The sequence below is a fragment of the Micromonospora sp. RV43 genome (assembly GCF_001029515.1).
In the GTDB taxonomy this organism is placed as follows: Bacteria; Actinomycetota; Actinomycetes; order Mycobacteriales; family Micromonosporaceae; genus Micromonospora; species Micromonospora aurantiaca.
The window spans coordinates 15,740-29,312 of the sequence record NZ_LEKG01000029.1; the positions used below are offsets into that span (position 1 = coordinate 15,740).

The 13,573-nt window shown below is 68.5% G+C and carries 13 protein-coding genes; all 13 read left to right on the plus strand.

The features are described 5' to 3' along the window. The first annotated feature begins 74 nt into the window (after positions 1-74). The 13 genes from ABD52_RS10035 (at position 75) to rpsS (ending at position 13,547) form a co-directional block, all read left to right on the plus strand. A complete protein-coding gene (locus tag ABD52_RS10035) occupies positions 75-3,962 on the plus strand; it encodes a DNA-directed RNA polymerase subunit beta' (RefSeq protein ID WP_013288640.1) in 3,888 nt (1,295 codons plus the stop codon). Between the two features lie 113 nt (positions 3,963-4,075). Beyond that, positions 4,076-4,444 (plus strand): hypothetical protein, encoded by a 369-nt coding sequence (locus tag ABD52_RS10040; RefSeq protein ID WP_041784065.1) that lies wholly within the window; start codon positions 4,076-4,078, stop codon positions 4,442-4,444. 347 nt (positions 4,445-4,791) lie between these two features. Next, positions 4,792-5,163, plus strand: a complete 372-nt coding sequence (locus ABD52_RS40160) for a hypothetical protein (protein ID WP_030269326.1) — start codon at positions 4,792-4,794, stop codon at positions 5,161-5,163. 500 nt (positions 5,164-5,663) lie between these two features. Continuing rightward, entirely contained in the window at positions 5,664-6,038 is a 375-nt protein-coding gene (rpsL, locus tag ABD52_RS10050) for a 30S ribosomal protein S12 (RefSeq protein ID WP_007465318.1), read from the plus strand. 1 nt (position 6,039) lies between these two features. Then, positions 6,040-6,510 (plus strand): 30S ribosomal protein S7, encoded by a 471-nt coding sequence (rpsG, locus tag ABD52_RS10055; protein WP_013288637.1) that lies wholly within the window; start codon positions 6,040-6,042, stop codon positions 6,508-6,510. Positions 6,511-6,585: 75 nt separating this feature from the next. Next, positions 6,586-8,682 (plus strand): elongation factor G, encoded by a 2,097-nt coding sequence (gene fusA / locus ABD52_RS10060; RefSeq protein ID WP_013288636.1) that lies wholly within the window; start codon positions 6,586-6,588, stop codon positions 8,680-8,682. A 223-nt stretch (positions 8,683-8,905) separates the two neighbouring features. Further along, positions 8,906-10,099, plus strand: coding sequence for an elongation factor Tu (gene tuf / locus ABD52_RS10065; protein WP_013288635.1), 1,194 nt, complete (start codon positions 8,906-8,908; stop codon positions 10,097-10,099). Between the two features lie 355 nt (positions 10,100-10,454). Beyond that, a complete protein-coding gene (gene rpsJ / locus ABD52_RS10070) occupies positions 10,455-10,763 on the plus strand; it encodes a 30S ribosomal protein S10 (protein WP_007073037.1) in 309 nt (102 codons plus the stop codon). A gap of 11 nt (positions 10,764-10,774) precedes the next feature. Continuing rightward, the gene (gene rplC / locus ABD52_RS10075) at positions 10,775-11,440 is read left to right on the plus strand and encodes a 50S ribosomal protein L3 (protein WP_013288634.1); all 666 of its coding nucleotides are present in this window, start codon (positions 10,775-10,777) and stop codon (positions 11,438-11,440) included. Continuing rightward, positions 11,437-12,102: a 50S ribosomal protein L4 gene (gene rplD, locus ABD52_RS10080; protein WP_047891644.1), complete on the plus strand. Its 666-nt coding sequence runs from the start codon at positions 11,437-11,439 to the stop codon at positions 12,100-12,102. The genes rplC and rplD overlap by 4 nt, the downstream gene beginning before the upstream one ends. Further along, positions 12,099-12,401, plus strand: a complete 303-nt coding sequence (gene rplW, locus ABD52_RS10085; protein ID WP_013288632.1) for a 50S ribosomal protein L23 — start codon at positions 12,099-12,101, stop codon at positions 12,399-12,401. Before rplD ends, rplW begins: the two co-directional genes overlap by 4 nt. 12 nt (positions 12,402-12,413) lie before the next feature. Then, a complete protein-coding gene (rplB, locus tag ABD52_RS10090; RefSeq protein WP_013288631.1) occupies positions 12,414-13,253 on the plus strand; it encodes a 50S ribosomal protein L2 in 840 nt (279 codons plus the stop codon). 12 nt (positions 13,254-13,265) lie between these two features. Next, positions 13,266-13,547, plus strand: a complete 282-nt coding sequence (rpsS, locus tag ABD52_RS10095) for a 30S ribosomal protein S19 (protein ID WP_007073032.1) — start codon at positions 13,266-13,268, stop codon at positions 13,545-13,547. Positions 13,548-13,573: the final 26 nt, after the last annotated feature.

A 13,573-nucleotide genomic window follows, 5' to 3' on the forward strand; every position in this document is an offset into this window, starting at 1 on the left:
GATCCGGGGCAGGGTCACCCTGCCCCGGATCCCACTCGTTAGCTAGCAGTACAGACGACGACATAGGGGACATAGTGCTCGACGTCAACTTCTTCGACGAGCTGCGCATCGGCCTCGCCACCGCTGACGACATCCGTCAGTGGTCCCACGGCGAGGTCAAGAAGCCCGAGACCATCAACTACCGCACCCTCAAGCCGGAGAAGGACGGGCTCTTCTGCGAGAAGATCTTCGGTCCGCAGCGGGACTGGGAGTGCTACTGCGGTAAGTACAAGCGGGTCCGCTTCAAGGGCATCATCTGCGAGCGCTGCGGCGTCGAGGTGACGCGCTCCAAGGTTCGCCGGGAGCGGATGGGTCACATCGAGCTGGCCGCTCCGGTGACCCACATCTGGTACTTCAAGGGCGTGCCGAGCCGGCTGGGCTACCTGCTGGACCTCGCCCCGAAGGACCTCGAGAAGATCATCTACTTCGCCTCGTACGTCGTGACGAGCGTGGACGCCGAAGCGCGTCACCGCGACCTCTCGACCATCGAGAACGAGATCCTGGCCGAGAAGCGGCAGGCCGAGAACAGCCGCGACTCGGAGATCGAGAAGCGGGCCGCCAAGCTGGAGGCCGACCTGGCCGAGCTGGAGGCCGAGGGCGCGAAGGCGGACGTCCGGCGCAAGGTCAAGGAGGGCGGAGAGCGCGAGATGCGCCAGATCCGCGACCGGGCCCAGCGCGAGATCGACCGCCTCGACGAGGTCCTCGACACCTTCCGCAAGCTGGAGCCGAAGCAGCTGGTCACCGACGAGCTGCTCTACCGCGAGCTGCGCGACCGCTTCGGTGAGTACTTCACCGGCAGCATGGGCGCCGAGGCGATCAAGGCCCTGGTCCAGAACATGGACCTGGAGGCCGAGGCGGAGAACCTGCGCGAGACCATCCGCTCCGGCAAGGGCCAGCGGAAGATCCGTGCGCTCAAGCGGCTCAAGGTCGTCGCGGCGTTCCAGAACACCCGCAACTCGCCGCTCGGCATGGTGCTGGACTGCGTCCCGGTCATCCCGCCGGACCTGCGCCCGATGGTGCAGCTCGACGGTGGCCGCTTCGCGACCTCCGACCTGAACGACCTGTACCGGCGTGTGATCAACCGGAACAACCGCCTCAAGCGGCTGATCGACCTCGGCGCGCCCGAGATCATCGTCAACAACGAGAAGCGGATGCTCCAGGAGGCCGTCGACGCGCTGTTCGACAACGGCCGCCGTGGCCGTCCGGTCACCGGCCCGGGTAACCGGCCGCTGAAGTCGCTGTCCGACATGCTCAAGGGCAAGCAGGGCCGGTTCCGCCAGAACCTGCTGGGCAAGCGCGTCGACTACTCCGGCCGTTCGGTCATCGTGGTCGGCCCGAAGCTCAAGCTGCACCAGTGCGGCCTGCCCAAGCAGATGGCGCTGGAGCTGTTCAAGCCGTTCGTGATGAAGCGGCTGGTCGACCTCAACCACGCGCAGAACATCAAGTCCGCCAAGCGGATGGTCGAGCGGCAGCGGCCGGTCGTGTGGGACGTGCTGGAAGAGGTCATCGGCGAGCACCCGGTTCTGCTGAACCGCGCGCCGACCCTGCACCGTCTGGGCATCCAGGCCTTCGAGCCGCAGCTGGTCGAGGGCAAGGCCATCCAGATCCACCCGCTGGTCTGCACCGCGTTCAACGCCGACTTCGACGGTGACCAGATGGCGGTCCACGTGCCGCTGTCCGCCGAGGCCCAGGCCGAGGCGCGGATCCTGATGCTGTCGTCGAACAACATCCTCAAGCCGGCCGACGGCAAGCCGGTCACCATGCCGACCCAGGACATGGTCATCGGTCTGTACCACCTCACCCACCTCACCCCGGGTGGCAAGGGCGAGGGCCGGGCGTTCAGCTCGGACGCCGAGGCGCGGATGGCGTACGACAACGGCGAGCTGCACCTGCAGACGCCGGTCCGGATCCGGCTGCGCGACGTGGTCGGTGTGGACAACGGCGCCGGCGCCGAGCCGTGGACCGCCCCCGAGGGCTGGACCGAGGGCGAGCCGGTGACCGTGGAGACCACGCTGGGCCGGGTCCTGTTCAACGAGACGCTGCCCCCGGGCTACCGCTTCGTGAACTACGAGATCCGCAAGGGCCAGCTCTCCGCGATCGTCAACGACCTCGCCGAGCGCTTCCCGAAGGTGGCCCTGGCGGCCACCCTGGACGGGCTCAAGGAGGCCGGTTTCCACTGGGCCACCTGGTCCGGCGTCACCATCGGCATGGAGGACGTCATCGCTCCGCCGCGCAAGCGGGAGATCCTGGAGCGGTACGAGAAGGAAGCCGACCGGATCGACAAGCAGTACCAGCGTGGTCTGATGACCGCCGAGGAGCGCCGCGGCGAGCTCATCGAGATCTGGACCAAGGCGACCAACGAGGTCGCCAAGGAGATGGACACCGCGCTGCCGCAGGAGAACCCGCTGTGGAAGATGATCAACTCGGGTGCCCGCGGTAACCTGCTCCAGCTCCGGCAGATCGCGGCGATCCGTGGTCTGGTGGCCAACCCGAAGGGCGAGATCATCCCGCGGCCGATCAAGGCCAGCTACCGGGAGGGTCTGTCCGTGCTGGAGTACTTCATCTCCACGCACGGTGCCCGCAAGGGTCTCGCGGACACCGCCCTGCGTACCGCCGACTCGGGTTACCTGACCCGGCGTCTGGTGGACGTCTCGCAGGACGTCATCATCCGTGAGGAGGACTGCGGCACCGACCGCGCCATCCCGATGCAGGTCGGTGAGCGCATCGACGGCAAGCTGGTCGTGCACGAGCACGCCGAGACCAGCGTGCACGCCCGGACGCTCGCCGACGACATCAAGGGGCCGGACGGCACCGTGGTGGCCCACCGCGGCCAGGACATCAACTCGATCCTGGTGGACGCGATCGTCGCCGCCGGGACCGAGACGGTGCGGGTGCGCAGCGTGCTCACCTGCGAGTCGAAGCTGGGCGTCTGCGGTGCGTGCTACGGCCGCTCGCTGCCGACCGGCAAGACCGTGGACGTCGGCGAGGCGGTCGGCATCATCGCCGCCCAGTCGATCGGTGAGCCGGGTACGCAGCTGACGATGCGTACCTTCCACACCGGTGGTGTCGCGGGTGAGGACATCACCCAGGGTCTGCCCCGTGTCCAGGAGATCTTCGAGGCCCGGGTGCCGAAGGGTAAGGCGCCCATCGCCGACACCCCGGGTCGCATCCGGATCGAGGACGGCGAGCGGTCCCGCAAGATCGTGGTCATCCCGGACGACGGCAGCGACGAGATCGTGTACGACAAGATCTCGAAGCGGGTCCGGCTCCGGGCGCACGACGGCGACCACGTCGAGGTCGGCGAGAAGCTCACCGAGGGCACCATCGACCCGCACGAGCTGCTGCGCATCCTCGGCCCGCGCGCGGTCCAGGTCCACCTGACCCAGGAGGTCCAGGAGGTCTACCGCTCGCAGGGTGTGCTCATCCACGACAAGCACATCGAGATCATCATCCGCCAGATGCTCAAGCGGGTGACTGTGATCGACTCCGGCTCGACCGAGTTCCTGCCGGGCGTGCTGGTCGACCGGGCGCTGTTCGAGTCGGAGAACCGCCGGCTCGTCGGCGAGGGTGGCGAGCCCGCCGCCGGTCGCCCGGTGCTGATGGGTATCACCAAGGCCTCGCTGGCCACTGACTCCTGGCTGTCGGCGGCCTCCTTCCAGGAGACCACCCGGGTGCTGACGGACGCGGCGATCCACGCCCGCAGCGACTCGCTGATCGGCCTCAAGGAGAACGTGATCATCGGTAAGCTCATCCCGGCCGGTACGGGCATCAGCAAGTACCGCAACGTCCGGGTCGAGCCGACCGAGGAGGCGAAGGCCAAGGTCTACTCGATGACCGGCTACCCGGAGACCGACTACGGCTTCGGGCCGGCCAGCGGCCAGGCGGTTCCGCTGGACGACTTCGACTTCGGGTCGTACCGCTAAGCAGTAGGAACGACGAGGCCCCCGGCATCCGCCGGGGGCCTCGTCGCGTCCGGAGTGCCGGGACCGGCTGCCTTCCGCCGGGACGGACGGCCGGGTCGGGGCATGATGGAGGCATGACGACCGTGCCCGGGCAGGCGCCCGTCGTGCCGCAGGCGTACCGCCATCCGTACGACCCGGAGCCGGTCCGCTCCACCAAGGCCCGCGCCGTCTTCGCGCTCGGGCTGATCGGCGTGCTCACCGGTCTGTTCCTCGGCGGCGCGGTGCCGGCCACGATCGCGCTCGTGCTCGCCCGGCAGGCGCGCCGGGAGGCGTACGCCTCGGGTGGTTATCTCACCGGCGCGGACTGGCTGCGGCGCGGCGAGCAGATGGCGCGGACCGGTCTGGTGCTGACCGCCGCCGCGGTGGTCGCGGCGGTGGTGATCGGCGTGGTCCGGGCCGCGGACGCCTCGTTCGGCCACGACTTCGCGCCGAACTTCGACTGACCCGGTGGGGGAGCGGGCCCGCGCCCGCCCACCCCGCAATGATCGGCGGCGGTAGCCTGGCCGGTGTCCGCCGCGCGGCGGGCGCGTGTGGACAGGAGGACCCCGTGACGGAACCGGCTCCGCCGGGAGGCGACCAGCCGCGCCCCGGGCCGTACCCGCCGGGTTCCGCGTCCGCGCCGGCGCACCAGCCGGGGCCGTACGGGGCGTACCCGGGGAGTCCGCCGGCGCACGGCGGCGGGTGGCCGGCGCCGGCGAGCGTGCCCGGCCACGGCGGCTGGGGTCCGCACGGCGGGCCGGCGCTTCCGCCGCCGGCCGAGACGCCGCGGCCGCCGAAGCGGGTCGACGCGGTGCCGGGTACGCCGTTCGGCGTGGTCCACCTCGACGTGCCGCCCGTCACCTCCGGCCTGGCGATCGGGTCGCTCGTCGCAGGCATCGCCGCGATCGGGGTGTCGCTGCTGGTGTTGTGCTTCGGTCTGGCCGGCCGCGACGTCGGCGGCGCCTGGGCGGCCGGCGCGTTCACAGTGCTCGGCGGGCTGATCGGCGCCGGCGCGGTGGTGGCCGGGCTGCTCGCCCGGCGGCAGATCCGGCGGCCGGCGCCGCCGCCGTCGGTGCGCTTCACCGGCGCCGGCCTGGCCGTGGCGGGGATCTCCTGCGGGGCGGCGGGGGTGCTGTTCGGCCTGATCGGGCTCGCGCTGGCCCTGGTGGTGCAGATCACGTGACGCCGCGTCTGCGACGCCTGCGGCCGGTGACCTGGGTTGAGCGGAATGTCCGGGTGTCCGAAGGCCGGGCGGTGTCGGGGCCGCCGGGTCACGCGGCGGACGAGCCGGTACACTTGTCACTGTAGGTGCCCATCACCGGCGCATCGGCGACCCGGAGACCGGGCGGCGGACCGCACAGCGGTCCTTCCCGACCCATCCGTTTTGACCGGCGCGGCTGTGGTAGGTACTCTTTCCCCTTGTGCCCGGGCCCGCCCGGGCAATGCGTGCGTGCGCTGGAACCGGTCAGCCGGTGATCGCGCGGTCGCACCACCAAGACCAGAAGATCCGGTACGACGCGTGAGCGGCCGGCACCGGAACCGTGACTCGGGCGACACGCCCGACCGCGGGTGCTGGGGAGCCGTCAGGCGGCCCTGGTTGAAATGTAGGAGAGCCGCCCATCCGGACGGCTGGAGCAGACGGCGCGGTCGCCTCGCAGCGGCCGAAGGGAGCGGAGAAACCCGGTGCCCACCATTCAGCAGTTGGTCCGAAAGGGCCGTCAGGCCAAGACGACCAAGACCAAGACCCCGGCGCTCAAGGGGTCTCCCCAGCGGCGCGGCGTGTGCACCCGTGTGTACACCACCACCCCGAAGAAGCCGAACTCGGCGCTGCGCAAGGTCGCTCGTGTCAAGCTCAGCAGCCAGATCGAGGTGACCGCCTACATCCCGGGCGTCGGCCACAACCTCCAGGAGCACTCGATCGTGCTCGTGCGCGGCGGTCGTGTGAAGGACCTCCCGGGCGTGCGGTACAAGATCGTGCGCGGTTCGCTGGACACCCAGGGTGTCCGCAACCGCAAGCAGGCTCGCAGCCGCTACGGCGCGAAGAAGGAGAAGAGCTGACATGCCGCGTAAGGGACCCGCTCCGCGGAAGCCGCTGGTCGCTGACCCGGTGTACAACTCGCCCCTGGTCACCCAGCTGGTGAACAAGATCCTGCTGCGCGGCAAGCGTCAGCTCGCCGAGCGCATCGTGTACGCCGCCCTGGAGGGCTGCCGCGAGAAGTCCGGCACCGACCCCGTCGTCACGCTCAAGCGCGCGATGGACAACGTCAAGCCGACCCTCGAGGTGCGCAGCCGCCGTGTCGGTGGCGCCACCTACCAGGTTCCGGTCGAGGTCCGGCCGTCCCGCGCGACCACGCTCGGTCTGCGCTGGCTGGTGACCTACTCCCGGGCGCGGCGCGAGAAGACCATGGTCGAGCGGCTGATGAACGAGCTGCTGGACGCGAGCAACGGCCTCGGCGCCGCCGTCAAGCGGCGTGAGGACACGCACAAGATGGCCGAGTCGAACAAGGCCTTCGCGCACTACCGCTGGTAACACCTGAGGTTCCGGCGCCCACCGGCGCCGGAACCGCCACCAGTTGTGTCGAGACGACGATAAGTAGGGATTGAAGTGGCCGCCGCAGACGCGCTCGCCAACGTACGCAACATCGGCATCATGGCCCACATCGATGCCGGTAAGACCACTACCACCGAGCGAATCCTGTTCTACACCGGCATCACGTACAAGATCGGTGAGGTCCACGAGGGCGCCGCCGTCATGGACTGGATGGAGCAGGAGCAGGAGCGCGGTATCACCATCACTTCCGCCGCCACCAAGTGCGAGTGGAAGGGCCACACGATCCAGATCATCGACACGCCCGGCCACGTCGACTTCACGGTCGAGGTCGAGCGGTCGCTGCGTGTTCTGGACGGTGCGGTCGCGGTCTACGACGGCGTGGCCGGCGTGGAGCCCCAGACGGAGAACGTCTGGCGGCAGGCGGACAAGTACAACGTCCCCCGGATGTGCTTCGTCAACAAGCTCGACCGGACCGGCGCCGACTTCTTCCGCTGCGTGCAGATGATGATCGACCGGCTCAACGCCACCCCGCTGGTCCTCCAGATCCCGATCGGCGCCGAGTCCGATTTCATCGGCGTGGTCGACCTGGTCGAGATGCGTGCGCTGACCTGGCGCGGCGAGACCCAGAAGGGTGAGGACTACGCGGTCGAGGAGATCCCGGCCGACCTCGCCGACTCGGCTGCCGAGTGGCGCGAGAAGCTGATGGAGACCCTCGCCGACGTCGACGACTCGGTGATGGAGAAGTACCTCGAGGGCGAGGAGATCTCGGTCGACGAGATCAAGGCCGCCATCCGCCGGTCCACCATCGCCGGCAAGGCCAACCCGGTCCTCACCGGTACCGCCTTCAAGAACAAGGGCATCCAGCCGATGCTGGACGCGGTCGTCGCGTACCTGCCCTCGCCGCTGGACATCCCGGCGATCGAGGGTACGGCCACCGACGGCGAGACCCCGCTGCAGCGGAAGCCCTCGGTCTCCGAGCCGTTCTCCGGGCTGGCCTTCAAGATCCAGACCGACAAGCACCTCGGCAAGCTGACGTACGTCCGGATCTACTCCGGCACGCTCGAGTCCGGTTCTCAGGTGATCAACTCCACCAAGGACCGCAAGGAGCGGATCGGCAAGATCTACCAGATGCACGCCAACAAGCGGGAGGAGCGCAGCTCCGCCCAGGCCGGCGACATCATCGCGGTGCAGGGTCTGAAGCAGACCACCACCGGTGACACCCTGTGCGACCCGGCGAACCCGGTCATCCTGGAGTCGATGACCTTCCCGGAGCCGGTCATCGAGGTGGCCATCGAGCCGAAGACCAAGGCCGACCAGGAGAAGCTCAGCACCGCCATCCAGCGGCTGGCCGAGGAGGACCCGACCTTCCGCGTCAAGCTGGACGACCAGACCGGTCAGACGGTCATCTCCGGCATGGGCGAGCTGCACCTGGACATCCTGGTCGACCGGATGCGCCGCGAGTTCAACGTCGAGGCGAACATCGGTAAGCCGCAGGTGGCGTACCGCGAGACCATCCGCCGCAAGGTGGAGAAGGTCGAGTACACCCACAAGAAGCAGACCGGTGGTTCCGGCCAGTACGCCCGCGTGATCATCAGCGTGGAGCCGCTGCCGCTCGGCAACGACGCCCCGACGTACGAGTTCGCCAACGCGGTGACCGGTGGCCGCATCCCCCGGGAGTTCATCCCCTCGGTGGACGCGGGCGCGCAGGACGCCATGCAGTACGGCATCCTCGCCGGCTTCCCCCTGGTGGGCGTCAAGCTCACCCTGGTGGACGGCCAGTACCACGAGGTCGACTCGTCGGAGATGGCGTTCAAGATCGCCGGCTCGATGGCGATGAAGGAGGCGGCCCGCAAGGCCGACCCCGCTCTCCTCGAGCCGATGATGGCCGTTGAGGTCACCACTCCTGAGGAGAACATGGGTGACGTCATCGGCGACCTCAACTCCCGGCGTGGCATCATCCAGGCGATGGAGGAGCGCAGCGGCGCTCGCGTCGTCCGGGCTCTGGTGCCGCTGTCGGAGATGTTCGGCTACGTCGGCGACCTGCGGTCGAAGACCCAGGGCCGGGCTAGCTACAGCATGCAGTTCGACTCCTACGCCGAGGTTCCGAACTCGGTGGCCAAGGAGATCATCGCCAAGGCGACGGGTGAGTGACGCTCACCCTCGGCTGACCCGATGACACGAGGGCGGTCGCGGGAGGGTTCTCCCGCCCGCGGCCACCTCGATCGGATTGCGTGAGACCGGGCCTGTAGGCTTCATCGCCGCAGAACCCACAAAAGCTCTCCGGCCTTCCGGCCGGAAAGGCTGTCGACAGAGTCCTAAGCGCCGAACGGCGCGCCGGGGCGAACGAACCAAGAAAGTCCACAGGAGGACACCAGTGGCGAAGGCGAAGTTCGAGCGGACTAAGCCGCACGTCAACATCGGCACCATTGGTCACATCGACCACGGTAAGACGACGCTGACGGCGGCCATCACCAAGGTCCTGCACGACCAGTACCCGGACCTGAACCCGTACACGCCGTTCGACGAGATCGACAAGGCGCCGGAGGAGAAGGCCCGCGGCATCACGATCTCCATCGCGCACGTCGAGTACCAGACCGAGGCGCGTCACTACGCGCACGTCGACTGCCCCGGTCACGCCGACTACATCAAGAACATGATCACCGGTGCCGCGCAGATGGACGGCGCGATCCTGGTGGTGGCGGCGACCGACGGCCCGATGCCGCAGACCCGCGAGCACGTGCTGCTGGCCCGTCAGGTCGGTGTGCCGTACATCGTCGTGGCGCTCAACAAGAGCGACATGGTCGACGACGAGGAGCTCCTGGAGCTCGTCGAGCTCGAGGTCCGTGAGCTGCTCTCCTCGCAGGAGTACCCGGGTGACGACCTGCCGGTCGTCCGGGTCTCGGCGCTGAAGGCCCTCGAGGGCGACCCGGAGTGGACCGGGAAGCTCCTGGACCTGATGAACGCCGTGGACACCGCGATCCCGCAGCCGGAGCGCGAGACCGAGAAGCCGTTCCTCATGCCCATCGAGGACGTCTTCACCATCACCGGTCGCGGCACCGTGGTCACCGGTCGCGCCGAGCGCGGCATTCTCAAGCCGAACGAGGAGGTGGAGATCGTCGGCATCCGTGAGAAGTCGATGAAGACCACCTGCACCGGCATCGAGATGTTCCGCAAGCTGCTCGACGAGGCCCGCGCGGGTGAGAACGTCGGTCTGCTGCTGCGCGGCATCAAGCGCGAGGACGTCGAGCGCGGCATGGTCGTCATCAAGCCGGGCACCACGACCCCGCACACGGAGTTCGAGGCGACGGTCTACATCCTCTCCAAGGAGGAGGGCGGCCGGCACACCCCGTTCTTCCAGAACTACCGCCCGCAGTTCTACTTCCGGACCACGGACGTCACCGGCGTCGTCACGCTGCCCGAGGGCACCGAGATGGTCATGCCGGGCGACAACACCTCGATGACGGTGAAGCTGATCCAGCCCATCGCCATGGAGGAGAACCTGAAGTTCGCGATCCGCGAGGGTGGTCGTACGGTCGGCGCTGGTCGCGTCACCAAGATCATCAAGTGAGCTGGGTAACCCCGATTAGCGTTGCCGCCGGTCGTGCGGCATACTAGTCAGGTTGCGTAACGACAGTCGGTCACCTGCGTCCGGTTGACGCTGGACCTCCGGGAGTCAGACTGTCTCGCGTAGGGTGGTTGGCCGCCATCGGCGGTCAACCACCCTCGCGCGGCGTCCAGGTCGCGGTCACCGCGATCGGCGCCATGACCCACCGCGTGGTCAGAGAATCGCTCCGGAGTCCCGGGGCGGAGCCTGGCCCATGGGCGCGACACGCCCGACCGCGGGGGTCGGCGGAAGTGGGCCTGTGCCAGCCGGTACAGGCGCCCGCAACACAGCGGCATCGAGAGAAGGAACAGAAGCCACCATGGCGGGACAGAAGATCCGCATCCGGCTCAAGGCCTATGACCACGAGGTCGTCGACTCCTCGGCTCGGAAGATCGTCGAGACGGTGACGCGTACCGGGGCGCAGGTCGCTGGCCCGGTGCCGCTGCCCACGGAGATCAACCGTTTCTGCGTCATCCGCTCGCCGCACAAGTACAAGGACTCGCGCGAGCACTTCGAAATGCGTACGCACAAGCGTCTGATCGACATCATCGACCCGACCCCGAAGACGGTCGACTCGCTCATGCGCCTCGACCTGCCGGCTGGCGTCGACATCGAGATCAAGCTGTAGGGACCGGACAAATGGACAGGCAAGTCAAGGGGATCCTGGGCGCCAAGCTCGGCATGACCCAGGTCTGGGACAACAACAAGGTTGTGCCCGTGACCGTGGTTCAGGCCGGCCCGTGCGTCGTGAGCCAGGTTCGTAGCGCCGACAAGGACGGCTACTCCGCGGTCCAGCTGGCGTACGGGGTCATCGACCCGCGCAAGGTCAAGAAGCCGATCGCCGGGCACTACGCCAAGGCGGACGTCGCGCCGCGCCGGCACATCGTCGAGCTGCGCACCTCCGACGCCGCGGACTACGCGCCGGGCCAGGAGGTCACGGTCGAGGAGTTCCCGGCCGGCGTCGTGATCGACGTGACCGGCAAGACCAAGGGCAAGGGCTACGCCGGCCCGATGAAGCGGCACGGCTTCCACGGTCTGCGTGCCAGCCACGGTGTCGAGCGCAAGCACCGCTCGCCCGGCTCGATCGGCGCCTGCGCGACCCCGGGTCGCGTCTTCAAGGGCACCCGGATGGCGGGCCGGATGGGTGGCGTGCGCTACACCGTCCAGAACCTGACCGTCCAGGCGGTCGACACCGAGAACAACCTCCTGCTCGTCCGCGGTGCCATCCCCGGCCCGAAGGGCGCGCTGGTCCTGGTCCGCACCGCGGCCAAGGCGAAGGTGAAGAAGGGCGGTGCGGCCAAGTGACCACCGTTGACGTCATCAACGTCGAAGGCGCCAAGAGCGGCTCCGTCGAGCTGCCGGCCGACATCTTCGACGCGCAGGCCAACATCGCCCTGATGCACCAGGTCGTGGTGGCCCAGCTTGCGGCGGCCCGCCAGGGTACGCACAAGACGAAGACCCGCGGCGAGGTCTCCGGTGGAGGCAGGAAGCCGTACAAGCAGAAGGGCACCGGTCGTGCCCGCCAGGGCTCGACCCGCGCGCCGCAGTTCGCCGGCGGTGGCGTGGTCCACGGCCCGGTGCCGCGCGACTACAGCCAGCGCACCCCGAAGAAGATGAAGGCCGCCGCCCTGCGTGGCGCCCTCTCCGACCGGGCCCGCGCCGGCCAGGTGCACGTCGTCGAGGCGTTCGTCTCCGGCGAGAAGCCGTCCACCAAGGCGGCCCTGGCCACGCTGACCAAGCTGACCCAGGCCCGTCGGGTCCTGGTCGTGCTGAGCAGCACCGACGAGCTGAACTGGGTGTCGCTGCGGAACCTGCGCAACGCGCGGGACAGCCGGGTGCACCTGATCGAGGCCGGCCAGCTCAACACCTACGACGTGCTGGTGGCCGACGACGTGGTCTTCACCAAGGAGGCCCTGGACGAGTTCCTGGGCGTTCCCGCCGAGACCACCGAGGAGGATGGCAAGTGAGCACGATCGCCGATCCGCGTGACGTCATCGTCGCGCCGGTCGTCTCGGAGAAGAGCTACAGCGAGCTGAACCGCAACTGGTACACCTTCCTGGTGCACCCGGACGCCAACAAGACCGAGATCAAGATCGCTATCCAGCAGATCTTCAACGTCCGCGTCCTGACGGTCAACACGCTCAACCGCGAGGGCAAGCGCAAGCGGACCCGTACCGGGTTCGGCAAGCGCAAGGACACCAAGCGCGCGATGGTGAAGCTGGCTGACGGTGACCGTATCGAGGCCTTCGGCGGCCCGGTCAGCTGAGGGGTGTAGACAATGGCTATCCGTAAGTACAAGCCGACGACGCCGGGCCGGCGTGGCTCGAGCGTTGCCGACTTCGCCGAGATCACCCGGTCGACGCCCGAGAAGTCGCTGCTGGCTCCGCTGCCGAAGAAGGGCGGACGCAACGCCCACGGCCGGATCACCACGCGGCACCACGGTGGCGGCCACAAGCGCCAGTACCGTCTGATCGACTTCAAGCGGGTCGACAAGGACGGCGTACCGGCGAAGGTCGCCCACATCGAGTACGACCCGAACCGCACCGCGCGCATCGCGCTGCTGCACTACGCCGACGGCGAGAAGCGTTACATCATCGCGCCGAAGGACCTGAAGCAGGGCGACCGTGTCGAGTCCGGTCCGGGCGCCGACATCAAGCCGGGCAACAACCTGCCGCTGCGCAACATCCCGGTCGGTACCACCATCCACAACGTGGAGCTGCGTCCGGGCGGCGGCGCCAAGCTGGCCCGCTCGGCCGGCGTCGGCATCCAGCTGCTCGGCCGTGAGGGCGCGTACGCGACCCTGCGTATGCCGTCCGGTGAGATCCGGCGTGTGGACGTGCGCTGCCGCGCCAGCATCGGCGAGATCGGCAACGCCGACCAGTCGAACATCAACTGGGGTAAGGCCGGCCGTATGCGGTGGAAGGGCAAGCGCCCGACCGTCCGTGGTGTCGCGATGAACCCGGTCGACCACCCGCACGGTGGTGGTGAGGGTAAGACCTCCGGTGGTCGCCACCCGGTCAACCCGCAGGGTAAGCCCGAGGGCCGCACCCGTCGTAAGGGCCAGCCGAGCGACCGGCTGATCGTCCGCCGCCGCTACGCCACGCGTAAGCGCGGCTGAGGGAGATAAGACATGCCTCGCAGCCTGAAGAAGGGCCCGTTCGTCGACGACCACCTGCTCAAGAAGGTGGAGACGCAGAACGACAAGGGCTCGAAGAACGTGATCAAGACCTGGTCGCGGCGCTCGACGATCATCCCGGAGATGCTGGGTCACACGATCGCCGTGCACGACGGACGCAAGCACGTCCCGGTCTTCGTGACCGAGGCCATGGTCGGGCACAAGCTCGGCGAGTTCGCGCTGACCCGCACGTTCAAGGGTCACGAGAAGGACGACCGGAAGAGCCGCCGGCGCTGACGCCGCGGGCATACGGATAGAGGAAC